Consider the following 25,695-nt stretch of genomic DNA (forward strand, 5'->3'; position numbering starts at 1 on the left):
TTGATCTCGACGAGGTCGATGTCGTCGATGGTCAGGCCGGCCTTGGCGAGGGCCTTGCGGGTGGCGGGGGCGGGCCCGGTGAGCATGATGGTGGGGTCGGCCCCGGACACGGCGGCGGAGACGATCCTGGCGCGCGGGGTGAGTCCGTGGCGCTCGCCGGCCTCGCGCGAGCCGATCGCGGCCAGCGCGGCGCCGTCGACGATGCCGGAGGAGTTGCCCGCGTGGTGGACGTGGTCGATCCGCTCCACCCAGTGGTACTTCTGCAGGGCCACGGCGTCGAAGCCGCCCAGCTCGCCGATGTCCGCGAAGGACGGCTCGAGCTTCGCGAGGGAGTCGGCGGTGGTGCCGGGGCGCGGGTGCTCGTCGTGGTCGAGGACGACGAGGCCGTTGCGGTCGAGGACGGGGACGACGGAGCGGTCGAAGCGTCCGTCCTTCCAGGCCGCGGCGGCCCGTTCCTGGGAGAGGGCCGCGTACTCGTCGACGTCGCGGCGGGAGAAGCCCTCCAGCGTGGCGATCAGGTCGGCGCCGATGCCCTGGGGGACGAATCCGGTGTCGTGGTTGGTGCGCGGGTCCTGTGCCCAGGCGCCTCCGTCACTGCCCATCGGGACCCGCGACATGGACTCCACGCCGCCCGCGAGGACCAGGTCCTCCCAGCCCGAACGGACCTTCGCCGCGGCCAGGTTGACGGCTTCCAGCCCGGACGCGCAGAAGCGGTTCTCCTGTACGCCCGCCACCGTCTCCGGCAGCCCCGCGAGGACGGCGGCGGTGCGCGCGATGTCCGCGCCCTGGTCGCCCAAGGGGCTGACCACACCGAGCACGATGTCGTCGATCGCCGCCGGGTCGAGGCCGGGGAACCGGCGGAGGGTCTCGTGGATCAGGCCGACGACCAGGTCGACCGGCTTGGTGCCGTGCAGGGCCCCGCCTGCCTTGCCGCGACCGCGCGGGGTGCGGATCGCGTCGTACACGTACGCTTCGGTGCTCACCTCGGATGCCTTCCTTGTCGGGGGGATTCAGCGGAGCAGCGAGCGGCCGATGATCTCCTTCATGATCTCGGTGGTGCCGCCGTAGATGGTCTGGATGCGGCTGTCGAGGAACGCCTTGGCGACCCGGTACTCGCTCATGTAGCCGTATCCGCCGTGGAGTTGCAGACAGCGGTCGACGACGCGCTTCTGCAGTTCGGTGGCCCACCACTTGGCCATGGAGGCGTGCACCGCGTCGAGGCGGCCCCGGCCGTGCTCGGTGACGCAGCGGTCCACGAAGGTCCGGGTGACCATGGCCTCGGTGGCCATCTCGGCGATCTCGAAGCGGATGTGCTGGAGCCGGGCCAGCGGTCGCCCGAACGCCTCGCGCTCCTTCACGTACCGCGTGGTGACGTCCAGGATCTCCTCGGCCGCGGCGGCGGCGCCGACCGCGATGGCCAGCCGCTCCTGGGCGAGGTTGTCCATGAGGTGGGTGAAAGCCTGGTTCTCCTCGCCGAGCAGGTTCTCCTTGGGGACGCGCACGTCGTCGAAGAACAGCTCGGCGGTGTCCTGGGCCTTCTGGCCGATCTTGTCGAGGTTGCGGCCGCGTGCGAAGCCCGCCGTGCCGCGCTCGACGACGAGCAGGCTCTGCCCGCCGCTTCCGCCCTCGGGGGTGGTGCGGGCGACCACGACGACGAGGTCGGCGAGGATGCCGTTGGAGATGAAGGTCTTCGTGCCGTTGAGCAGGTAGTGGTCGCCCCGGTCGGTGGCGGTGGTGCGGATGCCCTGCAGGTCGGAGCCCGCGCCGGGTTCCGTCATGGCGATGGCGGTGACGAGGTCGCCGGAGACGAATCCGGGGAGCCAGCGCCGCTTCTGTTCCTCGTCGGCGAGCCGGGTCAGGTACGGGCCGACGATGTCGTTGTGCAGGCTCAGGGCGAGCCCGGAGGCGCCGGCGCGGGCGAACTCCTCGATGAGGACGGCGCTGTACCGGAAGTCGTCGGTCCCGCCGCCGCCGTACTCCTCGTCGACGGCCATGCCCAGCAGGCCCTGGCGGCCCGCCGAGCGCCACACCTCGCGGTCGACGACGCCGTCCCTCTCCCACCGTTCGTGGTGGGGGGCCACCTCCTTGGCGAGGAAGGCCCGCACCGTCTCGCGGAAGGCCTCGTGGTCGGGGCCGTACAGGTCGCGTTCCAGGGTCACAGCCAGCTCCTCACGCGCTCGATCAGCCGGGCGGGGTCGGGACCGACGGGGGTGACGTCGAGCATCGTCACGCCCGCCTCGCGGAAGACCTCGACGCGGTCGCGGACGTAGCCCTCGGGGCCGGCCAGGCAAAGCCGCTCCAGCAGTTCGGCCGGTACGGCGGCCTCCGCGTCCTTCTTGCGGCCCGCGAGGTAGTGCTCCTGGACGGCGGCCGCGGCGGACTCGTAACCGTAGGAGCAGACGAGGTCGTGGTAGAAGTTGCGGCCGGGCGCGCCCATGCCGCCGACGTAGAGGGCGACGGTGGGGCGCATCAGGTCACGGGCGGCCTCGGCGCCGTCGCCGATGGCCAGCGGGCCGCCCGCCACGACCTGGAGCGGGCCGAGCGCGGGGTCGCGCCGGGCGCCGCCCTCGGCCAGGGAGCGGCCCCAGACCTTGTCGGCGTGCTCGGGGACGTAGAGGAACGGCAGCCATCCGTCGGCGATCTCGGCGGTCATCCTGACGTTGGCCGGGCCCAGCGCCGCGACGTAGACGGGGACGGTGTCGCGGACCGGGTGGTTCAGCAGCTTCAGCGGCTTGCCGAGGGTGCCTCCCTTCTCGGGCGGCAGGGGCAGGTCGGTGATGCCGTGGTGCTCGATCACCTCGCGCCGCCAGATCCGCCGGGACAGCTCGATCACCTCGCGGGTGCGGCCCAGCGGGCGGTCGTAGCGGCGGCCGTGCCAGCCCTCCACGACCTGGGGTCCGGAGGCGCCGACGCCGAGGAGGGCCCGGCCGCCGGTGAGGGCGTCGAGTCCGGCGGCGGTCTGGGCGATCAGCGCGGGGGTGCGCGAGTAGACGTTGAGGACGGCCGAGCCGATCCGCATCCGCTCGGTCTTCGCGGCGAGGTACCCCAGGAGCGTCGGGGAGTCGAAGCCGTAGGCCTCGGCCACCCAGACGGCGTCGAGGCCGGCGGACTCCAGCGCGGCGGCCCGGTCCGCGGCGGCGCGCGGATCGCCGGCGTACGCCAGGGGTGAGGACAGTTCCATCAGCGGTGGTCCTTCAGCAGTTCGGGCACGCCCCAGTCGCGGGCCACGTCGGAGGTGTGCGCGCCGGGGACGGCCGGCGGCAGCCGGAGCGTGCCGGGGGTGTCGGAGAAGCGGGGGGCGGGAGCGGGCTGGGTGATGCCGTACGCCTCGGTGTAGGTGCCGCGTCCGGTCAGGTGCGGGTGGCCGGACGCCTCGTGCAGCGAGAGCACGGGGGCGACGCAGGCGTCGGTGCCTTCGAAGCGGGCCGTCCACTCCGCACGGGTGGCGGTCTTGAACCGGGCGGCGAACACGGCCCGCAGTTCGGGCCAGTTGCGCGGGTCGGCGCGGTCCGGCAGGTCCTCGGCGTCCAGGCCCAGCAGGGAGACGTACACCGTGTAGAACCGCGGTTCCAGGGCGCCGACCGCCATCCAGCCGCCGTCGGCGGTCTCGTAGACGCCGTAGTGGGGGCAGCCGCCGTCGAGCAGGTTGCGGCCCCGGGCGTCCTGCCAGGTGCCCTCGGCGAGCATGCCCCAGAACATGGCGGTGAGGTGTGCGGTGCCGTCCACGATCGCGGCGTCCACCACCTGGCCGCGGCCGGTGGCGCGGGCGGTGAGCAGTGCGGCGAGGACGCCGGTGGTCAGGTAGAGGGAGCCGCCCGCGTAGTCGCCGAGCAGGTTGACGGGGACGGCGGGCGGGCCCTCCGGTGCGCCGATCATGCCGAGGGCGCCGGCGGTGGCGATGTAGCCGATGTCGTGTCCGGCCAGGGACGCGAGGGGTCCTCGCTGGCCCCAGCCGGTCATCCGGCCGTACACCAGGGCGGGGTTGACGGCCAGGCACTCCTCGGGGCCGACCCCGAGCCGCTCCGCGACACCGGGCCGGTACCCCTCCACCAGGATCTCGGCGCGCGCCGCCAGCGCCCGCACCGTTCCCGGTCCTTCGGGCGACTTGAGGTCGACCACGACGGAGCGCTTGTTGCGGTTGGTCACGTCGTGGGCGGGATCGCCGCCGAGCGGCGGGGTGCCGGGCCGGTCCACGCGCACCACGTCGGCGCCCAGGTCGGCGAGGAGCATGGCGGCGAACGGGCCGGGGCCGATCCCCGCCAGTTCGACCACGCGCACGCCGTCCAGCGGGCCCGCGACGTCGTGGCCCGGAAGGTCGGTGGAGTACGGGCTCATGGATTCCTCTCTCGGTGCACGGCGGACCCGCCGCCGTCGACCGGGGACTTACTGAGCGTTCGCTAAAACGTAGGAGCGCGATGCGGGTCGGTCAACTCCCCGTGCAGTACTTGTTTTTGTGGATCGACACGGGGAGAGTGACCTCAGGGCGACCGTCGGCCGCCGGGATTTCCTGATCGATCGCTAAGCAGTCGGAGGGGGGTGCGCCGGACTCACGGCCGTACGATGTCGCCGATCGCCGCCCGTCCCGAGGAGAGTCGTTGAACACCGCGCCGAGCCAGGACCCCACACCACCGGCGGAGCACTGGCGCTCCTACGGACCGCTCGACCTGCACCCGATCCTGACGCACGCCATGGAGGCCTTCAACGAACACGGCTACCACGGCACTTCGGTCCGGGACATCGCCGGCCGGGTCGGCGTCACCGTGCCCGCGCTGTACTACCACTACGAGAACAAGCAGGCGCTGCTGGCCACGCTCCTCGAGACGTCCATCAAGGACGTCCTGGACCGCTGCCGGGCCGCGGCCGGGGAGGCCGGGGACGATCCGCTGGCGCGCTTTTGCGGCATGGTCGAGTCGATCGTGCTGTACATGACCCACCGGCAGCAACTGGCCTTCCTGGACACCGAGATACGCAGCCTGGAGCCCCCGAACCGGGCGCGCTACGTCGCCCTGCGCGACTATCTCGAGCACATGCTCCTCGACACCGTCGAGGCGGGCCGCGCCCAGGGCGTGTTCACCACGCCGATCCCGGCCGACGCGGTGCGTTCGGTGCTCGTCATGTGCCAGGGGGTCGCCAACTGGTTCCGCGAGGACGGCCCGCTCACCGCGGAGGAGGTCGCCGAACGCCACGTGCTGCTGAGCCTCGGCACGGTGGGCCACCCCGGCGCGGTCACCGGCGACCTCACGCTGCCGTTCCCGCGGCGCTCTTCCCGGCGGCCGGGGCGGCCGGCTCCCGCGCACCCCGCACCGGCACCCTCCTGACGTTCCGCTTCCCCCGTGTCAGTACCGACGAGAGGACACCCGCCATGGACGTGCTCGACGCCCGCGCCCGGTTCGAGGAGCTCCGGGAGAAGGACGGCCCGGTCGACCCCTCCGAGCTCGACGAGATCTGGGCGGCGCTGGCCACCGTCCGCCCCGAGGACATCCTCGGTGAGTGGAAGGGCGGCGAGTTCGACACCGGCCACCCCCTCAACGGCGAGCTGGCGAAGGCCGGCTGGTACGGCAAGACGTTCACCGCCGTGCACGACGCCAAGCCGCTGATCTGCCGTGCCGAGTCGGGCGAGCTGTACTCCCACGTGGAGCTCGGCAAGGGCGAGGCCAGCCTGTGGACCGTCGAGTTCCGCGGCGAGTCGACGGCCACCATGGTCTACGACGGCCGGCCGGTCCTCGACCACTTCAAGCAGGTGGACGACACCACGCTGATGGGGATCATGAACGCCAAGGGGGTCCCCGCCGAGGGCCCCTTCTACTACTTCTTCCTCGAGCGCGTCCCCGGGACCCCGCACGGGGGCCCGCGGGCCGGCGAGGGCTCGTGAGGCGCGTCCGCGCCGCGGTCACCGAGGCGCCGGGCGCCCCGTTCACCGTGCGGGACGCGGACCTCGAGGACCCACGGCCGTACGAGGTGCTGGTGCGGACGACCGCGGCCGGCGTCTGCCACACCGACCTGGCGATGCGGGACACCTGGCCCCGGCGGCTCACCCCGATGGTCTTCGGCCACGAGGGCGCCGGTCGCGTCGAGGCGGTGGGCGAGGAGGTGACCGGCGTCGCGCCCGGGGACCACGTCTGCCTCACCTTCGCCAGGTGCGGCGCCTGCGAGCAGTGCGCGGCGGGCCACCCGGCCTACTGCCACGCCGCCCGGGAGCTGAACTTCTCCGGTGGACGCGACGACGGCACCACTCCGCTCTCCGTCGACGGCGCGCCGCTCCACGCCGGCTTCTTCGGCCAGTCCAGCTTCGCCACGCACGCCGTCGTGCACGAACGCGGCGTGGTCAAGGTGCCCTCCGACCTGCCGGCCGCGGTCGCCGCGCCGCTGGGCTGCAGCGGCCAGACGGGCGCGGGCACCGTGCTCAACCGGCTGCGCCCCGAACCCGGCTCCTCACTGGTCGTCCTGGGCGCCGGCGGGGTCGGTCTGAGCGCGCTGATGGCCGCGGTGGCCGTGGGCTGCGACCCGGTGGTGGCCGTCGACCCGGTCGCCTCCCGCCGCGCCCTGGCCACCGGACTCGGCGCCGCGGCGGCCCTGGCCCCCCGGGACGGTCTGGTGGCGGCGCTGCGCGACCTCACCAGCGGCGGCGCGCACCACGTCGTCGAGACCACCGGCCGTCCGGAGATGGCCCGCCGGGCCGTCGACGCCCTGCGCCCGCGCGGCCGGCTCGCCCTCCTCGGCCTCGGCGACGAGGTGACGTTCGACGTGCGGGGCCTGCTCGCCAAGGGCGTCCGCGTCCACGGGGTGATCGAGGGGGACTCCGACCCCGGCCGCTTCATCCCGGAGCTGATCGGCCTGCACAGGCGCGGCCTCTTCCCGATCGGCCGGCTGGTCACCACGTTCCCGTTCGAGGACATCGGCGCGGCCGTGGCCGCCATGGGGGACGGCAGCGTGGTCAAGCCGGTCCTCACCTTCGCCTGACGGGCCGCTGCGGCGCCCGGGACGGCGGTGCCGGGCGGTGTGTCCCCGCCGGGATGCCGCCGGGCCGCCCGCCACGCCGAGGGAGCCGGGCCCGCTGACGGCGTGTGATTGACTGATTCGCATGGCTCCCGCCTCCCCGTCCGCCCGTCCGGCCGCGACCGCCCGTCCGGCCGCGGCCACTCGGCCCCGCAACCGCAAGCAGCTGATCGTCGACGCGGCCGGGCGGGTCTTCAGCGAGCGCGGCTACCACAAGGCCTCCATGGAGGAGGTCGCCGCCGGCGTGGGGATCAGCGCGGCCGCCCTGTACCGGCACTTCCCCAACAAGTACGCGCTGTTCGCCGAGTGCGCCCACGTGATGGTGGACGGACTGGTCGCCGCGCTCGACGAGGTGCCGCCCGGGGCGGCCCTGGCGGAGGTGCTCGCCGCCGTCACCCGGGTCACGGTCGCTCATCGTGCGTCGGGCGGGGTGTACCGGTGGGAGGCCCGGTACCTCGACCGGGAGGACCGCCGGCGTCTCGCGGTGAAGTTCGGCCGCCTCGTCGGGCGGGTCGACGAGGCGGTGCAGCGCGAGCACCCGCTGCCCGACGGGCGGCTGCGGGCCATGGCGGCGCTCGGTGCGATCGGGTCCGTCACGATGCACCGCACCTCCATCGCCGGGCGCCGGGCCGAGGAGCTGCTGCTGGCGTCCGCGCTGCGCGTGGCGGCGACCGATCCGGCGGCGGGCCGGCCGGGCGCGCGCCCCGTCGAGCTGCCCGCCCGGCCGGTGCCGCGCACGCGACGCGCGGAGATCCTCGCGGCCTCCGTCCCGCTGTTCGCCCGGAACGGATTCGCCAACGTCACGAACGGGCAGATCGCTCGGGCGGTCGGGCTGACCCCGTCCGCGCTTTACCGCCACTATCCCGGCAAGGTCGACATCCTTGCGGCGGCGTGCCTCCAGGCGGCGGGTCTGCTGGCCCAGGGGGTGGAGCGGAGCCTGCACGAGGTGGCCGGCCCGCGTGACGCCGTCGTCGCGCTGGCGGCGACGTATGTGGCCTACAGCTTCGAGTACACCGAGCTCAACAGCGTCGCCGAGGCCGAGCTCGCCGGATTGCCGGAAGGGCTGCGGCGGCCCGTGGTCCTCGCGCAGCGGGAACACATCGCCGTCTGGGAGCAGCAGTTGCGGCTGGCCCGTCCGGAGCTGGACCCGCGCCAGGCCCGGGTGCTGGTGCACGCGGGGTTCGGTGTGGTGGTCGAGGCGGGACGCAGACTGCGGTGGCGGGACGGCCCCGGCCACCGTGCGGCCGTGACCGCTCTGGTCCTGGGCGCTCTGGGTCTTTGAACGGCCGTCGGAACCCGGCGGCGACGAGGCGCCGCGCCGTGAGGCGCCCCGGGCGGGACTCATCCCGGTGCCCGCCCTTCGGCCCGTCTGCCGCGGGGCGGGCACCGGGGTGACCGGTTCGACGGCTCAGCCCGGCCTGTTGCCGGTGGGGATCGTGATGGGGGTGGTGGTCCCGGAGGAGCCCTTGTTGAGGAACAGCATGGCCAGGGCGCGCACGAACTGGTCGAACATGTAGAAAGTGCCGGGCATGACGGGCGACAGCCCCTCGCGGAACAGGACGAACGCCGGCCAGGCGGTGCGGACCAGGGCCGCCGCCGCGTAGTCGCGCTTCAGTCCCAGCCAGTCGCCGACCTCGTCGCTGAGGACGTAGCGCACGAACTCGTTCAGGAACCCGCGCGTGACGCCGAGGTCGATCTGCGCGGTCAGGCCGAGCAGTTCCTCGGCCAGCGCGATGCCCTCGGTCGACGGGGTGAGGATCGGGGTGAGCACCTGCGCCGACTGCCTCTCGGCGGCCGCCCAGGTGCGGGGGATGTGCTCGTACGGCACCCCGAGCAGGTGGACGGCGACCTGCCACGAGTGCAGGAACGCCTCCTGGTCCGCGGCCGGGTACGGGATCTTCCATTCGATCAGCTTTCTGTGCACGTAAGTGCCCAGGCTGTGGAAGGTGACCAGGATGTCGGCGGCGCTGATCGGGATGGTCTCGTCGGCGACCGCCCGCCAGTGCGGCGACTGCGGCAGCAGATGACGCACCGCCGCGTGCACCACGCGCGTCTTGTTGGCGGTGACGACGAACTGTCCCGTCGGCCCGAAGGCCCCCAGCTCGGACAGGTCGTAGCCGAACGTGAACGTCTTGGCCGCGCGGTCCTGCATGTCGGCGCCGCCCGCGGACCAGTAGACGCTCTTGGCCTCGCGCGGGATCACGGTGCTCATGATCCCGCTGCCGAGGCCGTACAGCATGAAGAGGTACGTGTCCCTGCGCCGGTTGAAGTCGGCGGCGCGGGCCAGCTTGGCGGGGTCCGCCCAGGAGGGCAGCCGGTTGACCTGCCGCAGGTACGCGGCGAACTCGGCCGGCAGGCCGCTGGGCAGCGGGTCGTTGTTGTTCACCCACGACGCCCACGCGGTGTTGATCGCCGGCACGTGTCCTTTCTCGAGCATCGAAACCATCAGTGGGTCCGCCGCGTCGTCCCAGATCCACTCCGGACCGGTCCCCGCGGCGGCTCCGGTCGCCGAGCCCGTCGACGCCCACGCCCGGACGGGGTTCGCCACGCCCACCAGGCCGAGTGCGACACCGAGTGACAGGGCCTTCCGCCTGCTGAGGTTCTCCATTGACTTACCTGCTTCCCTGATGGGCCAGATGGTGCCAGGTGCCTTCGCAGACTTGCCGTTCGCGCGACCGATACATGACGGACCGTGCCGCGCCGATGTGATTTTCGATTAACATAGCGAGGTGCGTCGCGGTCGGCAATGGTGGTGACCGAGAGCTCGCCTCCCGCTCCGCCACGTCCGTACGCCACCGGAACGACCGGTGCCGGGCCGCCCCGGCGCCGTACGGACGGGCCGGAGAGGAGCGGCCGCGGTCCGGCTCGCCGCGTCGGACCCACCCGTGCGGTCCGGGGTCGGCCTCGTCGGCCCGGTCGAAGAGGCCCAGGGTGTCGTGACCCTGCCCGCCGGCCGCCGGAGCAGTGAGGAGAGCCGCGTGCGGGCCCGTCACGTACGCGCGGCCGACGGAGCGAACTCCACAGTCCGGGTCCTGCGAGGAGGCTGGGCCGGCCCGTTCCCACGCCCGGAGACGTCCCGGGCGCCGGCCGGGCCGGCCCGGTCGGCGACGTCGTGAACGCCGCCGCCTCCCCGGCCTCCGACGAGGCCGTGTACGTCACGGGCGCCGCCCTCGTCGCCGGCGGTGGCCGGTCCACCGCCGGCGACGGCCGGGAACTGCTAGATCAAGCGGGCCCGGTGCTCGTGCGGGCCTGGCCCCGGTCCGGCGCCGGTTCGGAGGGTCCCGGCAGACCGGTGAGACCGGCTGCCGGTGGATCGTCACCGGGGGCCGGGCCGGTGCTCTCGCCGAGGAAGCCGCCCGACTGGTGCTGCCACAGCCTGGCGTAGGCGCCGTCCGCCGCGAGCAGTTCCCCGTGGGTGCCCTGCTCGACGACGCGTCCGCGGTCGAGGACCACGAGACGGTCCATGCCGGCGACGGTGCTCAGGCGATGGGCGACCACGAGGGCCGTACGCCCTTCCATCAACCGCCACAGGGCGTCCTGGACGAGGAGCTCGCTCTCCGAGTCCAGCGCGCTGGTCGCCTCGTCCAGCAGCAGGACCGGGGCGTCGCGCAGGATGGCCCTGGCGAGGGCGACGCGCTGGCGCTGGCCGCCCGAGAGTTTGACTCCCCGCTCCCCCACCAGGGTGGCGAAGCCGTCGGGGAGCTGGTCGGCGAACTCCGTGACGTGTGCGGCCGCGGCCGCCGCGTGGATCTCCTCGTCGGTGGCGCCGGGCCGGGCGAAGGCGATGTTGTCCCGCAGGCTGCGGTGGAACATGGCGGGTTCCTGCGGGACGTAGGCGATCAGCGAGCGCAGGTCGTCCTGGCGCAGCAGGCTGATGTCCTGACCGCCGATCAGGACGCGTCCGCCCTGGATGTCCGACATCCGCAGCAGGAGCCGGGTGAGCGTGGTCTTGCCGCCGCCGGACCTGCCGACCAGGCCGATCCGTGCGCCTGCGGGCACCTCCAGGTCGAGTCCCCGGAAGATCGGCTTCGCACCCGCGTGGGCGAAGGTCACCGCTTCGAAGCGGATGCCGGTGTCCCGCGGTGCGAGCGGTTCGGGTTCCGCCGGGTCCAGCACGGTGGGCGGATCCAGCAGCAGTTCCGTGAACTGCGCGGCCTCGGTCATCGAGCTCTCCAGACGCCGGTAGATCTGGTTGAACTCGAACATGATCTGGGTCGCGTTGGAGTAGTAGGTGAAAGCGACGACGATCTCCTCCACTCCCTGTCCCGGACCCCCGAGGGCGATGGCGACCAGCAGACCCAGCACGTTGGTCAGCACGGACATGGGGGCGATCAGGGTGTCGACGCGCAGATTGCCGTAGTCCCACGACTTCAGCGCCAGGCGTCGGAAGTCCGCGACGCGGCTGCGGTGTTCGTCGGCCTCCCGCCGCTCGGCAGCGAACGCCCGGATGGTCTCCATGTTGGCGAGGCTGTCGGCGACGTGGCCGGAGACCCGGGCGATCGCCGCCTCACGGTCGTTGACCAGCCTCTGCCGGCGACGGATCAGCGGTGTCGCGGCCACCACGGTCAGCGCGATCATCACGAGGAGGCCGACGACGAGCATCGGTTCGTAGTGCCAGAGCACCACGGCACCGAACACGAGGGGGACGAGGCTGCCCACGATCCGGTACGTCAGCGTGTCGACGAAGTCCTCGAAGCGTTTGCCGAAACTCAGCACCCGTTTGGTCAGGGAGCCGGCGAAGTTGTCGTGGAAGAACGCGGCGTCCTGGGCGAGGAGTTCGTCCATGCCGCTCACGTAGAGGTGTTCCATGCCGAGGGCGTCCACGCGGTTCAGGCAGTGCAGCCCGATCCGCCACACGGTCTCGGCGAGCAGCAGCACCGCGCCGAATCCCAGCACGTACGGCAGCGCCGACGTGAGGGTGAGACCGCCGTCGTCGGCGGCCTGCCCCGCCAGTTTGGCGATCAGCAGGGGGGCGATGTAGCGGATTCCGATGTTGCCCACGGCCGGCAGCAGCAGCGCGGGCAGGGCCAGCCGTCGCAGTCTCAGCAGTTCCCGGCCGTAGCGGCGCAGCGCGAGAACGACCGCGCTCCTGCCCGGCGCCGGTCCTTGCGTATCTGTTGTCGCCATCACACTCCCGGAGGTCGGAGTCCGGAAGTCTTCCGCTGGAGGACGGCGCCGGTCCAGGCATTTACCACGTACGGGTGAGAACCGGACACCGTGAGAACGAGGGCCGCACCGGAGACGGTTCTGCCGCGGATCGGCCTGTCCACCGCGCGCCCCTTCCCCGTCGCGCGGACGCGGCGTCGGCGCACGTCATCCGCGGGCAGGTGCCGGCGCCCTCGCCCTTCCCGGCCGGCGACCCGGAGGGGAGCCCGACGACGCGCACCCGGCCGCCGGGTTCCATGCGCGGGGCCTCGGACGGGCGTTCGAGCCGGGAGGAATCCGTGAAGACGGTGCGCACCGCCGCTTCCCGCCCAGGTCCGGCGGCCGACCTCGGACACCGGCAGCCCCCACAGCTATCGCATATGAAAACCGTTGTCGTATGCTGATGGCGCCCCGACGCGGCATCACGGCCGACGGCCTCCGACCCGGCCGGGGCGCTCCCCTGCCCGCCGGCGGCACGTTCCGTGCCGCCGGTCCGTCCCGACCGAGAGGAACCCCCATGGCCGTGCCCAAGCGCAAGATGTCCCGCAGCAACACCCGCCACCGCCGCGCCCAGTGGAAGGCGAGTACGCCGAACCTGGTGCCGGTCACGGTGGACGGCGTGACCCACCGGGTCCCGCAGCACCTCGTGCCCGCCTACCGGCGGGGCCTGCTGCGCCCGGAGGGCTGACCTCGACGCCCTCGAGGCACCGGCCGGGTCCGGGAGCTCCACGGCGGGCACACCGAGAAGGCCGGGGTCACCACGCAGACGTGACGGGTCCCTGGCCCGCTTCGAGCCGTCCGGGACCGGGTACGCCGACGTCCCTCACGCGCAGGAGCCGGTGCTCGCCGGTGCCGGCCCGCACCGGCCGGGCCCCCGCGCGACCCTCTCCGCACGGCTGACGGCCGGCAGGCGCCCGCCGACGCTCCCTCCCCTCCTCGGGACACCGGCCGGATCCGCGCTCCCGGGCACGGTCACGAGGGCGTGACGGCGGCCGTCCGGCCCGGGTACGGGGCCGTCCGGGCCCGCCCCCGCGGTGCCCGGACGGCCCTCATGAGCGACGGGAGACACACTCATGCACGGAAGGGCCCGCGACGCGTGGCGCACCACCCCGCAGCGAGCCGCGGTCCTCGACGCCCTGCGCGCCCTCGACGTCTTCGTCTCGGCGCAGGGCCTGCACACGGCCCTGGTCGCGGACGGCACGGCGGTGGGACTGTCCACCGTCTACCGCACCCTCCGGCTGCTGGAGGCGGCCGGGCACGTCGACGTGGTGCGGGACGGTGACGGCGAACGCCTCTACCGGCCCAGGCCGGACGGCGGCCACCGCCATTACCTCGTCTGCCGGGAGTGCGGCCTCGGCCTGGCCGTCGACTCCGAGGAAGTCGAGGAGTGGGTGGTGAGGATCGCGCGCGACATCGGATTCCACGCCGTGGACCACACCGTCGAACTGACGGGTGTGTGCGACGGCTGCCGCCCCGGTCCGGCGGACCACCGGACGGGCTCCTGACCGGCCGGTGCGCTCTCCCGGTCCGGCCGGGAGAGCGCACCGGCGGACGCCTTACGACATGCTCAGCTCCGCCGCGCCGTCCGCCGCCAGTTCCTCGGTGACGCGTGCGGGATCGAGCACGTCCGCGGCGAAGTGCACACCGGGGGCGATCGACCCGTCGAGCGTCCGGAGAGCGGCGACGGCCGCGAGGAACCCGCTCAGTTCGTAGGAGTCCGCGGCGCGCAGGACGAGGCTCGCGACCGGCCGGCCGTCCCCGGCTTCGGCCCCGGCTTCGCTCCTGAGGTGGAACTCCTGTCCGTACCAGGCCCCGTGGCGCCGCACGTCCTCCTCGGCCGCCGCGACCAGCCCGGCGGTCTCCGCGCTGTCCAGGGCCCACGCCATGGCCAGTTCCTCGGCCAGGCGACCGCCGCCGAAGACGGTGTACCAGCGCACCTGCCCGATGCCCGTGGCGCGGGCCAGCCGGACGGCCTCGGTGGACAGGTAGGGGAAGGCGTCGACGGGGGCGGGGAAGGCGTCGAGCCGCAGCCCCCGGCGGGGTGACAGGGCGCGCTCCCGGACGCGGTCCCGCTGCCAGGCCGCCGCCGGAGTGCCGTGCTCCGGTCCTCGGCCGAGCAGTACGTCACCGGCCGCCGCCGGCGTGAGCGGCGCGACGCCGCCCAGGTAGGCGTCCAGCGCCGTGGCGCCGGGGGTGCGGGCGGCGAGGGCGCGGGGCAGCAGCGACGACAGGCCCGGCAGCGCGCCGGCGGACAGCACGGCCACCCGTCCGGCGGCCGTCCACCGTCCGGCGCCCCCGTCGGCGGCGAGCAGGTGGTGGACCGGGTCGTCACCGGCCGCGTCGACGTAGTCGGCACCGCCGCGCAGCGCGGACCGCGCGACCGTGTCGAGGACCCGGTACGACGGCCCCGCGCAGTTGACGACGAGCCGGCAGTCCGCCGCGAAGCGGTCCAGTGCTTCCGCGTCGGCCAGGTCCACGGCGCGGGCGCTCACGTCCGGGCCTCCTTCGGGGAGGCCCGCGATCAGCTCCCCGGCCCGGCCCGGATCGCGGCCGGCCACCAGCAACGGGCCGGCACCCGCCCGGTGGAGCCGTCGTACGACGGCGCCGCCGACCGCTCCGTAACCACCCAGCACTCCGACGGTTCCCGTGTGTCGCACGGTTTTCCTCGTCATTCCCTACCGAACCCCTTCTTGAAAATGATAACTATTATCGCAATTACTGATCGACATGCCAGAGGAGAAGTGACCGACGATGTACGACGTGATCGTGGTGGGCGGAGGCCCCGCGGGTCTCAACGCGGCGCTGGTCTCCGGACGTCAGCGCAGGAGGGTCCTCCTGCTGGACTCGGGCCGCCCGCGCAACGCGCCCGCGGAGCGGATGCACATGTTCCTCAGCCGTGACGGCTTCCCGCCCGCCGAGCTGCGCCGTATAGGCCGGGAGCAGCTCGACGCCTACCCGAACGTGGAGGTGCGGGAGGCCACCGTCACGTCCGCCGCCCCCGAGCCGCAGGGCTTCGCCGTGACGTCGGCCGGCGGCACGGTGGAGCGCGCCCGCAAACTCGTCCTCGCCACGGGGCAGGTCGACGTGCTCGACGAGCGGATCGAGGGACTGTCCGCGTTGTTCGGCCGGGGGGTGTACCACTGTCCGTTCTGCCACGGCTGGGAGACCAGCGGGATGAGTCTGGCCGTCCTGGGGCACGAACTGCCGCAGGTCATGCAGGCCCTCTACGTCGCCGACCGGTTCAGCGGGGACGTGGTCGTGTGCACCGACGGGCACTCGGTGCCCGAGCAGGCCGCGGGCCGGCTCGCCGCGGCCGGGATCGCCGTGGAGGAGACGGCCGTGACCCGCGTCGAGGGCGAGGAGGGTGCCGTCCGCCTGGTCCTCGCCGACGGACGGGTGCTCGAGCGGCAGGGCGTCTACCACCGGGCGCCCACCCGTCAGCACTCCCCGCTGGCCGAGGAGTTGGGTTGCGTGATCCTCCCGGACGGCTGTGTGCGGGTGGACGAGTTCCAGCGCACGTCCGTGCCCGGGGTGTACGCGGCCGGCGACACCGCCCGTCTGGAGGCGCTGCCGGACGCCCTCACCTTCGTGATCACCGGTGCCGCCGACGGCGCCCGTGCCGCGGTCTGGCTGGACCAGGAGCTCTTCCGCGAGGACGCCGGCCTGAACGGCTGACACCAGGGTGCGGCGGGGACGGCTCCGCCCCCGCCGCACCCTCCTCACCGCTCGTCCGGTTCGCGCAGGGCGGCGGCGAGTCCGGCCACCGTGGGCTGCCGGAGGAAGCGCCGGGGCGTCACCCTCCCCCGTCCCTCCCGCGCGAGCGAGGCGAGCATCCGCACCGCGAGCAGCGAGTCGCCGCCGAGCGCGAAGAAGTCGGCGGTGCGCTCGTCGACCGGGCGGTCCAGCAGCTCGTGCCAGTACGCCGCGACGGCCCGCTCCGTGTCGTCCCGGGGCGGCCCCGGCTCCGCTCCGCCGGACGCCGCCGCGGGTACGGACAGACGCCGGCCGGACGCCGGCCGGCGCGGCCCCGCCTGCTCGCCGTCGACCGCGTCGGGCAGTTCCACCACCGCGGCCCAGGCCTCCGGTTCGACCAGCGCCTCCACGGTGGCCATGAGGTCGGCGAACATCCGGTCGACGTCGGCTCCCGCGAACAGCTCCTCGACCAGCGAGAAGACGACCACCAGCTCCCCGCGCAGCTCGAACAGCCGCACCTCCAGCGCCACCTGGGGCGTCCGCAGCTGCTGGTGGTGGCTCAGCAGGTCGATGGCCCCGAGGGGCCCCGCTTCCTGGGGGACCTCGCTGCCCAGTGCCGCGTCCACGCCGAGGGTGGACTGGAAGACCACGGGTGCCACCGGGCGGTGGGTGCCCCGGCGACGGCCCAGTTCGCGTGAGACCTCCACGCCGGTGATCAGGTTGTGGGCGAGCGCGTCGCCGATGTCCTGCTGCGCCCGGCCGGCGAGGTCGGCGAAGACGGGGGCCGCCGGCAGGTCGACCGGCAGGAGCATGGTGGAGGAGAAGGCTCCCACCAGGCGCGACACGTCGGGGTGGAGCGGGAGGCGGTTCAGCTGGAGGGTGTTGAGCAGGAAGCGGCGGTGGCCGCAGGCCCGGGCGACGGCGGCGGCGAAGGCGGCGAACATCGCCGCGGACGGGGTCACCCCGTGCTCGGTGCACAGGCGGCGCAGATCCGACCAGCGCTCCGCGTCGAGCACCGCCTGCCGGGTGCCCATCAGGGTGGGGCGCACCTCGGCGGGGTCGGCCACCAGCGGCAGGGCCGGGGGCAGCGGGAAGCCGTCGAGACGGTCCCACCACCAGTCGCGGTCCTGCTGCCACGCCTCGGTGCCGGGCAGGTCCCGCAGGGTCGTGACGTAGTCGCCGTAGTCGATGTCCAGGGGCGCGAGGACGGCGTTGTAGTCGGAGACCAGGGCGAACAGGTCGCGGTAGAAGACGCCGGAGGACCAGCCGTCGACGATCAGCAGGCTGGTCGAGGAGTGCAGCCGCGCGCGGTCCCCGGGCATCAGCGTCAGCCGCATGTCCAGGCCGCAGCCCTTCGACGGGTCGGGGCCCTCGGTGCTCATCTCGTGGCGGATCTCCGCGAGCCGGGCGGCGGCCGTCTCCTCGTCGGCGTCGCGCAGGTCGGTGACCCGCAGCCGCGGGACCGCCTCCGGGTCGTCCAGGGGCAGGATGTGCTGCCGGCCGTCGGGCAGGATGCGCGCCCGCAGGACGGCCTGGTGCTCGGCCAGGCGCTCCAGGGCGTCCTGCAGCGCCTCGGGAGCCTCGTCGGCGTCGATGTCCTCCAGCCCGATGTCGACGTAGTGGTGGGCGGAGCGGTACGACAGCTCCCAGGCGTCCTGCTGGCCCACGAAGTAGCCCTGCTGGAGCGGCAGGAGCGGGAACGGGGCGTCCGGGTCCTCGCGCCGGCGCAGGTCGAGCGGCAGCGGGCGCGGCGCGCCGGTGCCGGTACTGCGTTCGTGGACGAGGGCCGCGAGCTGCGCGGCGCTCTGCTCGACCCGGACGTCCGCCAGCGCCAGCGGCGTGCCCAGCCGTTTGCGGAGCATCGCGGCCATGCGGACGGCCAGGACGGAGTCGCCGCCCAGGCTCAGGAAGCTGGCGTCCGCCGGTACGGCGGCCGGGTCGGTCTCCAGGGCGTCGGCCCACACGGCGCGCACGGCGTCGACCAGGTCGGCCGGTGCGGTGGTCTCGGGGGCGGGGGCTGAGGTCAACAGGGGGCTCCAGTCGGGTCGGTGGGGCGGATGATGTCGTCCACGGGGTGGATCCGCGGAAGGGGGTGGGCGGGGGGCAGCCGGTCGGCGAGCGCGGCGCGGACGCGGCCGGGGTCGGGGCGGGCGCCGCGGGTTCTGACGCGTCCCGCGACGACGCGCTGGCCCGCCGCCGCGGCGAGGGGGTGGGCCTCGTGCGGCAGGACGGGCAGCGGGTCGAAGCCCGACGCGTCCAGGTGCCTCGTCCACTCCCCGGCGGTGAGGAAGACGCGGTCCTGGCCGGCCCGCAGGTCCGTGAACCAGTCCTGTTCGCCGGGAGCCGGCGACATCAGCAGGTACATGGAGGTGAGCGCCTGGTAGTGCTCCCGGCACGACTCGACCAGGACCAGCAGCCCGCCGGGGGCCAGCAGTTCCCGCAGGGCCGCCAGGGCGCGTCCGGCGTGCCGTGCGTTGTGCAGGACGTTCGCCGCCAGGACGACGTCCTGGGATTCCGGCTCCAGGCCCTGCGCGAGCGGGTCGGCCTGGATGTCGAACAGGGCGTGCCGCAGTCCGGGACGGTCGCCGAAGACGTCCCGGGCCGCCCGCAGGAAGAACGGGGAGACGTCCGTGAAGAGGTAGTCGACGGGGGTGTCCGCGAGCGCCTCCAGGACGGTGCCGGTGGTGCCGCCCACCCCGGCGCCCGCCTCGAGGACGCGCAGGGGAGCCGGTGCCGTACGGCGGCGGGCCTCGTCCGCGATCAGGGACGCGGCGGCGTGGTTGGCCCAGCGGCTGGGGACGCTGTCGCGGTAGTTGCCCCGCGCGGTGTCCGTCTCCCCGTCGGGGAAGAGGACCTCCTGCAGGGACGTGCGGTCCTGGAGCAGCAGCGGAAGCCGTTCGGCCGCGGCCCGGAAGAACCGGGTCATGGCGGCCGGGTAGCCCAGGCCCCTGCAGGCGCCGTCCAGTTCGCGCAGCGCCCGGGCGTGGTCGCGGCGGTCCGGCACCACGAGGGAGTGGTGGCGGCCCGTCGCCGGGTCCCGGCGGAGCCGGCCCTCCGCGGTCAGGGTGCGCAGCCAGCGCCGTACGATCCACGCGTGCCGGGGTGCGACCGCCAGGGCCCCGAGGACCTCTTCGGTGGCGGGCCGGCCGGCGGCGCGGAACAGCCGGGTCCGGTCGAGTACCCGGGCGATCGTCAGCAGCGCCGTCTCGTCGAGCTGCCGCATCAGCGCCGGGAGGGCGGCCGGATCGGCGTCGCGTACGGCGGCGTCACCGGCGTCCGCGGCCCGGCTCGCGGCGCGGGCGTCGTCGTGGTCCGTGCCGGCCGGCACCCGTGCGTCCGGGGGCGGGCCGGCCACCAGCAGGGCGTCCCGCGCGCCGCCGCGCACCAGCTGCCAGTCCGTCACGCCCGGGAGCCCGGTGAGGACCTCGTCGGTGAGGGCGCCGTTCACGCGTGACCGCCGTCCACCACGGTGATCGCCGGCGGGGTCGTGCCCGGCTCGGCCCGGCGCAGGTGGTCGCGCAGCACCTCGGGCAGGCGGCGCCGCACGAACAGGGGGAACGGCTCGTGGGCGGCCGGACCGGAGGGCGACGGTGCCTCCGCGGCGGCGGGGGCGCAGTCCGCGGGCGCCGCCACGGCCAGCATGCGCGGGTCGGCGGCATCGAGCAGTACGGCGGCGTCCGCTCCCGCCAGCGCCTCGCGCAGGGCGTACGGGGTCACCGCCCCGGGGGCGTCGTGGAGCAGGGCGTTGGGGATTCCGTGGACGACGACGGGACCTCCGTCGAGCGCGCCGCGCAGCGTCTCCCGGACGTCGCTCCCCCGGTGTCCCGCCCAGGGCGTGCGGCGCACCCGCCGGGTGTCCGGGCCGCCGACGCGCAGCACGAGGTCGTAGCGGTAGCGGGTGAGTTCGGTGTCCTCGGCCATGGTGCGGGCGTGCACGCTCATCCGGACCGGCCGCGGCCGGTCCGCGATCACGGCGGCGACGGCCGCGGGGGTGAAGGACAGTTCCTCGTCCGCCTCGGCGGCGGCCGCCGCCCTGGCGGCGATCGTCGTGTCGTCCGCCCCGGGGTCGCGCGCCCGTTCCAGCCGTCCGAAGTGGTCGAGCAGCAGGCCGGAGTGCCGGACGTCCCCGACGATCACGGTGCCGCCGTCCTCGACGGCGGACAGCGCCCCGTGCAGGACGGCCGTCAGGTAGGCCAGGTCGGGGAAGCACTGGGTGACCGAGTTGAGCAGCACGCAGTCGGGGAGGGCGCCGGGGCCGAAGGCGGCGTCCATGGCGTCCCGCACCCGGGGGACGGCCGTCTCGTGGGCGGCGGCCCGGACGAACGCGGTGCGGGGCAGGCCGGCGGCGGTGAGGCGGTCCACCGCGACCTGGGCGACGTCGGTGCCGGCGTACCCGTCCAGGTGCGGGTGCAGACGGTGGGCGAGCAGACCGGTGCCGCAGCCGAGTTCGAGGACCCTCCTCGGGCGCCGGGCCAGGACGAGGTCCACCGTGCGGTCCACCCAGTCCCGCATGTGGGCCTCGGGCAGCGGTGCTCCGGTGTCGGAGGCCCGCCATCCGGACAGGTCGAGGTCGTCGGCGTGCCGCCCCTCGGCCGTCTCGTACGTCCACTCGTAGACCTCGGCCCACTGTTCGAGGTGCTCGCGCATCAGGGGGCCGGGCTCGGGTACGGCGGTCACGGCGTCCGGGTGGGGGACGACGTGGACGCCGCCGTCGGGTGCGGGGCGGGCCCGGGCCACCCAGGGATGGGCGGCCAGCGACTCCGCGATCCGGCCGGTGCGGTCAGCCGTCGTGTGGTCGGACACCGTGGTGCTCCGTTCTGTCGTCGTGGGGGTGGTCGCAGGGCGTGGTCGGTCGCGGGGCCAGGCGGCGCCCGGTCAGGTGGAGGACGCGGTCGGCGCGGGCGGCCGTGGCGGCGTCGTGCGTCACGGTCAGGACGGCGGGCCCGTCCTCCCGCAGCCGGTCCAGCAGGTCGAGGACGAGTCGCGCCGAGTCGGGATCCAGGCCCGCGGTGGGTTCGTCCAGCAGCAGCACGTCGGGCCCGGCGGCGAGTGCCCGGGCGAGGACGACCCGGCGGCGCTGGCCGCCGGAGAGCTCCGCCGGTCTGCGGCCGGACAGTTCGGCGGGGAGTCCCACGGCTTCGAGGAGTTCCCGTACGCGTTCCCGCCTCGCCGCCGCGGTGGTTCCGTGGAACACCTTCAGCGGCCGGGCCACCGCCCGGCCCGCGGTGTGCGCCGGGTTGAGTTCCGCCAGCGTGTCCTGTCCGGCCAGCTGGACGGCGCGCAGCATCCACCGGTCGCGCGAGCGGGTCCCGGCGGGCAGTGGGCGTCCGTGCAGGAGCAGGCGTCCGCCGGCCGGTGGACGACGGCCCGCGAGTGCGTGCAGCAGGGTCGTCTTGCCGCTGCCCGACGGCCCGGTGACGGCCAGCCAGCCGCCCGCCGGCAGGTCCAGGTCGGTGGGGTCGAGCAGCGGTGCGCCGTCCGGGGTGCGCAGGGTCAGGCCCCGCGCCGACAGCACGGCGGCCGGAACCGGGGCGGGGTCCGCCGCGCGGGGCGGCACAAGGCCGGTGAGCGGGCCGCGCGGCTCCTTCTCCGGGGAGCGCGGCATCCGGCTCCGTACGGGGCCGGCCGCCCGTGCCGTGGCCCGTGCGCGGGCATCCGCGGAGGAGGCCGGGTCCGCCGTACGGGCCGGCACAGGGCCGGCGAGCGGGCCGCGCGGCTCCTCTTCCAGGGAGCGCGGCACCCGGCCCCGTACGGGGCCGGCCGCCCGTGCGCGGGCATCCGCGGAGGAGGCCGGGGCCGCCGTCGCGGCGAGCGCCAGTGTCCGGTCGGCCAGTTCCGCGGCCAGCCGGGCGTCGTGGGTGACCAGAACGACGCACCGGCCGGGAACCCCCCGGCGGGACCGCACCGCTTCGGCCACCAGATCGGCCGTCGCGCGGTCCAGTGCCGAGGTCGGCTCGTCGAGCACGAGCAGTTCCGGATCCGCGCACAGGGCCCGGGCCAGGGCGACCCGCTGGGCCTGTCCGCCCGAGAGCTCCCCCGCCCGGCGGGCGGCGAGCCCGGGCGGAAGGCCCAGGCGGTGCATCAGTGCCTCGATCCGCAGGGCGCGGGCGTCGGCGTCACCGGTGAACCCCTCGCCGATCAGCCGGTCCACGCGCCACAGCGGGTGGAGGGCCGCGCCCGGGTCCTGTGCCAGCCAGCCGCACCGGGCACGCCGCCACCGCCTGGCCGCCCGTCCCGGCGGCACCGTCGTACCGCGCCAGCGCACGGTGCCCGCCGCGCGGTGCAGTCCGTCCGGGAGGGCGTCGAGCAGGGCGCGCAGCAGCGTGGACTTGCCGGCGCCGGACGCCCCGGTGACGGCCAGTACCTGCCCCGGGCCGACGCGGAGGTCGACCGGCGGCAGGACGACGGTCCCGTCGAGGGCACGGCGGACGGTCAGGCCCTCGGCGGCCAGCAGCGGGGCGTCGGCGGGGAGCGGCTCACCGTGGGTGTGGATCGTCATGTCATCTCCCCCGAAGTCCGGGCGGCCGTCCGGGCGGCCGCGGCGAACACCCAGGCGCAGCCCGCCAGGGGGACCGCGGGAGCCAGCAGCGCCCAGGGGTTGAGCGCGGCGCCGGGCAGGTTCTCGCTCAGCATCAGGGCCCAGTCGGGGTCCGGGGGCTGGGGTCCCAGGCCGAGTACGGCGAGGGCCGCGGCGATCTGCAGCGCCGTGACGAGCCGGAGTCCGGCGTCGGCGGCCACCAGACGGCGCAGGGCGGGCAGCACCTCGTGGAGCAGGACGGCGGGTGTGCGCTCGCCGCGCTCGACGGCGGCGTGCACGTGCCCGCTGCCGCGCAGCTGCGCGCACTGCGTGCCGACGACCCGTGCGGTGAGCGGGGCCCCCGCGAGCACGGCCGCCACGACGACCGCCGTGGCCCCGGGCAGGGCGGTGGCCAGCACCAGGGCCAGGACCAGGGCGGGGACGGCCAGCAGCAGGTCGCACAGGGCCCGTACGGTGCGGGAGACACGGCCTCGCGACCAGCCCGCGGCCAGTCCGAGGGCCGTGCCGCAGGCGACCGCGGCGACCGCGGCGGTCAGGGACACCGCCAGGAGCTGGGTGCCCCCGGCCAGGACCCGGGACAGCACGTCACGCCCCAGGGCGTCGGTGCCCAGCGGGTGCCGTCCGCCCGGCGGCGCCCAGGGGGCGGCGACCGTGCGCTCCGGTGGGTGCGGAGCGGCGTACCGGCCGAGCGGCACGCACACCAGCAGGACGAGGGCCGCGGTCACGGACACCGGAGGGCGGACGGCTCCGGGCGGGAGCGGCAGGGACCGGCCGGTCATACGGCCCTCCCCGCTCCCGGCCCCGACGGACCGGTGTCTCCCCCGTGGCCGGGCACCGTGGTGCGGCGGGCGGCCAGGTCGGCCAGGAGCATGCCCAGCAGCAGGACGGCGGCCGGGAGGAGGGCGGCGGCCTGGATCACGGGAACGTCCCGCACCGCGACGGCGGACACCAGCAGCTGCCCGGTGCCCGGATAGCCGAACAGCGTCTCCACCAGGGCGGTACCCGCCACGAGACCGCCGGCCAGCAGGGCCGTCACCTGGAGCGCCGGCGCGGACAGGAAGGGCAGGACGTGCCGGTGCAGCACGAGCGGGGCGGGCAGGCCGCGCAGCCGTGCGTCGGCCACGTGCGGGCGGCGCAGGGTGTCGGCCAGCGCCCCGCGCAGCAGGGCGGTGGCGAACGCGGCCGAGGGCACCGCCAGGGTGAGGGCCGGCAGCACCAGGAGCCGGGGGTCCGCCAGGGGGGAGCCGCCGGGCGGCAGCAGGGACACGGGGGGCAGCCAGCCCAGCAGCCCCGCCAGGACCGCGCCGAGCACCGCCGCGTACACCGGCTGCGGCACGGCGGCCAGTCCGGTGGCGGCCGAACCGCCCCGGCCGCCGCGCAAGTACGTCACGGTCAGGGCCGTCGCGGTGAGCAGCACGGTGACCGCGAGCGCCACCGCGACCAGGACGGCGGTGGCGGGCAGCCGTTCGGCGAACAGCGTCGCCACCGGTCTGCCGCCCGCCAGCGAGCGTCCCAGGTCCCCCCGGGCCAGGCCGTACAGCCAGTCCAGGTAGCGGAGCGCGGCCGGCCGGTCCAGCCCGAGGCGCTCCCGCTCCGCCGCGACGTCCGCCGCGGAGGCCCTGCCCGCCGTCCTCAGCTCCCCGGCGTCCCCGGGGAGCAGTTCGGTGGCCGTGAAGACCACGGCCGTGGCGGCGACGGCCAGGGCGGCGGCCCGGCCGGCCGGGCGCAGGGCGCGGCCGGCAGCGCGCAGGATCACTTGGCCATCCACACCTGGTCGATGAACATGCGCTGGAACCCGGGTCCGTCGGGCAGTCCGCGCACCCCGGGGGCGGCGAGGTCCAGGCCGTCCCCGGTGCCCCAGACGACGTAGCCGCCGTCCTCCCACAGTTCGCGCTGGATGCCGGAGAGCAGTTCCTCGCGGCGTGCCGCGTCGGCGGTCGACATGGCGCGGGCGAAGCCGTCGTCGAAGGTCTCGCTGCGCCAGGCGGTCTCGTTGGTCGGGGAGTCGGACAGCAGCCCGACCCGGACGAGGTCGGGGAAGGAGATGCCGCCGTAGTAGCCGGTGTAGAACGCCTTCTTGGCGTAGACGGCGGTCCAGTAGGTGTCCGCGGGCTCGACCTTCACCTCCGCGTCGACGCCGATGTCGGCGAGCTGCTGGGCGTAGAGGGTGGCGGCGGTGTCCATGCCGGGGTAGGAGGTGGTGGTGTGCAGGGTGACGGTCAGTCCGTCGGCGTGGCCGGCCTCGGCCAGCAGCTTCCTGGCCTTGGTCACGTCGCGGGTGCGCTGCGGCAGGTCCTTCGGGGTCGAGGGGTCGTAGGGGGTGGGGAGGTCGTTGGCGACCTCGCCGTAGCCGAGGAACACGGTGTCGACCAGGGCCTTGCGGTCGGCGGCGAGGCGGAACGCCTCGCGGACCCGGGGGTCGTCGAACGGCGCGGTGTCCAGGCGCATGACGAACGGGTACTCGGTGACTCCGTCGCGCCGGACGACCCGGGTCCTCGCCGTGGAGCCGGCGCTCTTGACGGCGGCGGGGCTGACGCTGCCGGCGACGTCGGCCTGCCCGGAGGCGACGGCGTCGGCCCGTGCCTGCGGGTCGGCGACGGCCTGGATCTCGATCCGGTCCAGGTGCGGGCGCTCGCCCCACCAGGTGTCGTTGCGGGTCAGGACGGTGGTCTGGGCGCCGGTCCGCTCCACCCGGTAGGGGCCCGAGCCGGTGACGGGGCGGGAGAAGTCCTCGGTGCCCTCGGGCACGACGAAGGTGACGGATTCCAGGGCCCGGGGCGCGTCGGCCATCGGGGCGCGGGTGGCCAGGACGACGGTGTGCGCGTCGGGGGCGGTGGACTTCGCCGTGTCGAAGTCGGCGAGCCGGCCGTAGTTCTCGGCGGCCTTTTCGCCGATGCGGCGCAGGGAGTACAGCACGTCGGCGGCGCGCACCGGTGTGCCGTCGGTGAAGCGGGCGTCCTCGCGCAGGGTGAGGGTCCAGCGGTCCATGGCGTCGTTGGGTTTCCACGCCGTGGCCAGTCGCGGCCGGGTCCTGCCGTCCTCGCCGGGGACGGTCAGGACGTCGTAGGTGAGGGCGAAGCGCAGGACGTCGGACTCGTTGCCGAGGCCGCCGTGCGGGTCGTCACTGGCGGTGGCGGGCGACCCCGCGACGGCGTACCGCAGGGTGCCGCCGTCGACGGGCGTGCCGGTGCGGGCGGGCGGGGTGTCGGCGGCGGGTGTGCCGGAGCAGGCGCTCAGCAGCAGGGCGCCGGCCGCCGCGAGGGCGGTGAGGGCGGATCTGCGGGAGAGGGGACGGGGTGACGGGTGCTGGTGCATGGGTGCTT

Annotated in this window: 21 protein-coding genes; 7 read left to right on the forward strand and 14 right to left on the reverse strand. The window is 74.8% G+C overall.

Features of this window, described 5'->3' with window-relative positions:
• The 4 genes from AB0A94_RS30180 to AB0A94_RS30195 all read right to left on the reverse strand — a co-directional run.
• A partial coding sequence (locus AB0A94_RS30180; protein ID WP_361749109.1) for an acetyl-CoA C-acetyltransferase occupies nt 1-983 on the reverse strand: 983 nt, incomplete at its 3' end.
• A 27-nt stretch (nt 984-1,010) separates the two neighbouring features.
• Nucleotides 1,011-2,153, reverse strand: coding sequence for an acyl-CoA dehydrogenase family protein (locus tag AB0A94_RS30185; RefSeq protein WP_361749171.1), 1,143 nt, complete (start codon nt 2,151-2,153; stop codon nt 1,011-1,013).
• 2 nt (nt 2,154-2,155) lie between these two features.
• A complete protein-coding gene (locus AB0A94_RS30190) occupies nt 2,156-3,181 on the reverse strand; it encodes an LLM class F420-dependent oxidoreductase (RefSeq protein ID WP_361749110.1) in 1,026 nt (341 codons plus the stop codon).
• Nucleotides 3,181-4,335, reverse strand: a complete 1,155-nt coding sequence (locus AB0A94_RS30195) for a CaiB/BaiF CoA-transferase family protein (RefSeq protein ID WP_361749111.1) — start codon at nt 4,333-4,335, stop codon at nt 3,181-3,183. Before AB0A94_RS30195 ends, AB0A94_RS30190 begins: the two co-directional genes overlap by 1 nt.
• A gap of 260 nt (nt 4,336-4,595) precedes the next feature.
• Here AB0A94_RS30195 and AB0A94_RS30200 point away from each other — a divergent pair, with 260 nt between their 5' ends.
• The 4 genes from AB0A94_RS30200 to AB0A94_RS30215 all read left to right on the forward strand — a co-directional run bounded on the left by AB0A94_RS30200 (nt 4,596) and on the right by AB0A94_RS30215 (nt 8,278).
• Nucleotides 4,596-5,318: a TetR/AcrR family transcriptional regulator gene (locus AB0A94_RS30200; protein ID WP_361749112.1), complete on the forward strand. Its 723-nt coding sequence runs from the start codon at nt 4,596-4,598 to the stop codon at nt 5,316-5,318.
• A 44-nt stretch (nt 5,319-5,362) separates the two neighbouring features.
• Nucleotides 5,363-5,872 carry a DUF4334 domain-containing protein gene (locus AB0A94_RS30205; protein WP_361749113.1) on the forward strand — a complete coding sequence of 170 codons (510 nt, stop codon included), beginning with the start codon at nt 5,363-5,365 and terminating at the stop codon, nt 5,870-5,872.
• Nucleotides 5,869-6,960, forward strand: coding sequence for an NAD(P)-dependent alcohol dehydrogenase (locus AB0A94_RS30210; protein WP_361749114.1), 1,092 nt, complete (start codon nt 5,869-5,871; stop codon nt 6,958-6,960). Before AB0A94_RS30205 ends, AB0A94_RS30210 begins: the two co-directional genes overlap by 4 nt.
• Nucleotides 6,961-7,081: 121 nt before the next feature.
• Nucleotides 7,082-8,278 carry a TetR/AcrR family transcriptional regulator gene (locus tag AB0A94_RS30215; RefSeq protein ID WP_361749115.1) on the forward strand — a complete coding sequence of 399 codons (1,197 nt, stop codon included), beginning with the start codon at nt 7,082-7,084 and terminating at the stop codon, nt 8,276-8,278.
• A 126-nt stretch (nt 8,279-8,404) separates the two neighbouring features.
• Here the strand turns inward: AB0A94_RS30215 and AB0A94_RS30220 are convergent, their stop codons facing one another.
• Nucleotides 8,405-9,604, reverse strand: a complete 1,200-nt coding sequence (locus AB0A94_RS30220) for an oxygenase MpaB family protein (protein WP_361749116.1) — start codon at nt 9,602-9,604, stop codon at nt 8,405-8,407.
• A 614-nt stretch (nt 9,605-10,218) separates the two neighbouring features.
• Complete coding sequence (locus AB0A94_RS30225) at nt 10,219-12,123, reverse strand: ABC transporter ATP-binding protein (RefSeq protein WP_361749117.1); 1,905 nt, start codon at nt 12,121-12,123, stop codon at nt 10,219-10,221.
• Between the two features lie 535 nt (nt 12,124-12,658).
• On the opposite strand from AB0A94_RS30225, the gene rpmF reads away from it, so the two are divergent.
• Together rpmF and AB0A94_RS30235 are read left to right on the forward strand one after the other, a co-directional pair.
• Nucleotides 12,659-12,829: a 50S ribosomal protein L32 gene (gene rpmF, locus AB0A94_RS30230; RefSeq protein ID WP_361749118.1), complete on the forward strand. Its 171-nt coding sequence runs from the start codon at nt 12,659-12,661 to the stop codon at nt 12,827-12,829.
• A gap of 385 nt (nt 12,830-13,214) precedes the next feature.
• Nucleotides 13,215-13,646: a transcriptional repressor gene (locus AB0A94_RS30235; RefSeq protein WP_361749119.1), complete on the forward strand. Its 432-nt coding sequence runs from the start codon at nt 13,215-13,217 to the stop codon at nt 13,644-13,646.
• Between the two features lie 51 nt (nt 13,647-13,697).
• Here the strand turns inward: AB0A94_RS30235 and AB0A94_RS30240 are convergent, their stop codons facing one another.
• Nucleotides 13,698-14,798, reverse strand: a complete 1,101-nt coding sequence (locus AB0A94_RS30240) for a saccharopine dehydrogenase NADP-binding domain-containing protein (RefSeq protein ID WP_361749120.1) — start codon at nt 14,796-14,798, stop codon at nt 13,698-13,700.
• 94 nt (nt 14,799-14,892) lie between these two features.
• On the opposite strand from AB0A94_RS30240, the gene AB0A94_RS30245 reads away from it, so the two are divergent.
• The gene (locus tag AB0A94_RS30245; RefSeq protein WP_361749121.1) at nt 14,893-15,816 is read left to right on the forward strand and encodes an NAD(P)/FAD-dependent oxidoreductase; all 924 of its coding nucleotides are present in this window, start codon (nt 14,893-14,895) and stop codon (nt 15,814-15,816) included.
• A gap of 44 nt (nt 15,817-15,860) precedes the next feature.
• Here AB0A94_RS30245 and AB0A94_RS30250 read toward each other — a convergent pair whose 3' ends face one another.
• The 7 genes from AB0A94_RS30250 to AB0A94_RS30280 are packed head-to-tail and all read right to left on the reverse strand — an operon-like array spanning nt 15,861 to nt 25,687.
• On the reverse strand, nt 15,861-17,861 hold the full coding sequence (locus AB0A94_RS30250; protein ID WP_361749122.1) for a condensation domain-containing protein: 2,001 nt from the start codon (nt 17,859-17,861) through the stop codon (nt 15,861-15,863).
• Entirely contained in the window at nt 17,858-19,282 is a 1,425-nt protein-coding gene (locus AB0A94_RS30255; protein ID WP_361749124.1) for a class I SAM-dependent methyltransferase, read from the reverse strand. Before AB0A94_RS30255 ends, AB0A94_RS30250 begins: the two co-directional genes overlap by 4 nt.
• The gene (locus tag AB0A94_RS30260; protein ID WP_361749125.1) at nt 19,279-20,637 is read right to left on the reverse strand and encodes a class I SAM-dependent methyltransferase; all 1,359 of its coding nucleotides are present in this window, start codon (nt 20,635-20,637) and stop codon (nt 19,279-19,281) included. Before AB0A94_RS30260 ends, AB0A94_RS30255 begins: the two co-directional genes overlap by 4 nt.
• Nucleotides 20,615-22,333 carry an ATP-binding cassette domain-containing protein gene (locus AB0A94_RS30265; RefSeq protein WP_361749126.1) on the reverse strand — a complete coding sequence of 573 codons (1,719 nt, stop codon included), beginning with the start codon at nt 22,331-22,333 and terminating at the stop codon, nt 20,615-20,617. Before AB0A94_RS30265 ends, AB0A94_RS30260 begins: the two co-directional genes overlap by 23 nt.
• Nucleotides 22,330-23,151, reverse strand: coding sequence for an ABC transporter permease subunit (locus AB0A94_RS30270; RefSeq protein ID WP_361749127.1), 822 nt, complete (start codon nt 23,149-23,151; stop codon nt 22,330-22,332). Before AB0A94_RS30270 ends, AB0A94_RS30265 begins: the two co-directional genes overlap by 4 nt.
• Nucleotides 23,148-24,128: an ABC transporter permease gene (locus AB0A94_RS30275; protein WP_361749128.1), complete on the reverse strand. Its 981-nt coding sequence runs from the start codon at nt 24,126-24,128 to the stop codon at nt 23,148-23,150. The genes AB0A94_RS30270 and AB0A94_RS30275 overlap by 4 nt, the downstream gene beginning before the upstream one ends.
• Nucleotides 24,125-25,687, reverse strand: coding sequence for an ABC transporter substrate-binding protein (locus tag AB0A94_RS30280; protein WP_361749129.1), 1,563 nt, complete (start codon nt 25,685-25,687; stop codon nt 24,125-24,127). Before AB0A94_RS30280 ends, AB0A94_RS30275 begins: the two co-directional genes overlap by 4 nt.
• Nucleotides 25,688-25,695 lie beyond the last annotated feature (8 nt).

The organism is Streptomyces sp. NPDC044984 (assembly GCF_040646935.1).
GTDB lineage: Bacteria > Actinomycetota > Actinomycetes > Streptomycetales > Streptomycetaceae > Streptomyces.

Excerpts from the sequence above, each read along its gene's own strand:
- AB0A94_RS30225 (WP_361749117.1), bottom strand. The coding sequence starts at position 12,123 with ATGGCGACAACAGATACGCAAGGACCGGCGCCGGGCAGGAGCGCGGTC.
- AB0A94_RS30280 (WP_361749129.1), bottom strand. The coding sequence starts at position 25,687 with ATGCACCAGCACCCGTCACCCCGTCCCCTCTCCCGCAGATCCGCCCTC.
- AB0A94_RS30220 (WP_361749116.1), bottom strand. The coding sequence starts at position 9,604 with ATGGAGAACCTCAGCAGGCGGAAGGCCCTGTCACTCGGTGTCGCACTC.
- AB0A94_RS30195 (WP_361749111.1), bottom strand. The coding sequence starts at position 4,335 with ATGAGCCCGTACTCCACCGACCTTCCGGGCCACGACGTCGCGGGCCCG.
- AB0A94_RS30265 (WP_361749126.1), bottom strand. The coding sequence starts at position 22,333 with ATGACGATCCACACCCACGGTGAGCCGCTCCCCGCCGACGCCCCGCTG.
- AB0A94_RS30205 (WP_361749113.1), top strand. The coding sequence starts at position 5,363 with ATGGACGTGCTCGACGCCCGCGCCCGGTTCGAGGAGCTCCGGGAGAAG.
- AB0A94_RS30190 (WP_361749110.1), bottom strand. The coding sequence starts at position 3,181 with ATGGAACTGTCCTCACCCCTGGCGTACGCCGGCGATCCGCGCGCCGCC.
- AB0A94_RS30215 (WP_361749115.1), top strand. The coding sequence starts at position 7,082 with ATGGCTCCCGCCTCCCCGTCCGCCCGTCCGGCCGCGACCGCCCGTCCG.
- rpmF (WP_361749118.1), top strand. The coding sequence starts at position 12,659 with ATGGCCGTGCCCAAGCGCAAGATGTCCCGCAGCAACACCCGCCACCGC.
- AB0A94_RS30270 (WP_361749127.1), bottom strand. The coding sequence starts at position 23,151 with ATGACCGGCCGGTCCCTGCCGCTCCCGCCCGGAGCCGTCCGCCCTCCG.
- AB0A94_RS30235 (WP_361749119.1), top strand. The coding sequence starts at position 13,215 with ATGCACGGAAGGGCCCGCGACGCGTGGCGCACCACCCCGCAGCGAGCC.
- AB0A94_RS30245 (WP_361749121.1), top strand. The coding sequence starts at position 14,893 with ATGTACGACGTGATCGTGGTGGGCGGAGGCCCCGCGGGTCTCAACGCG.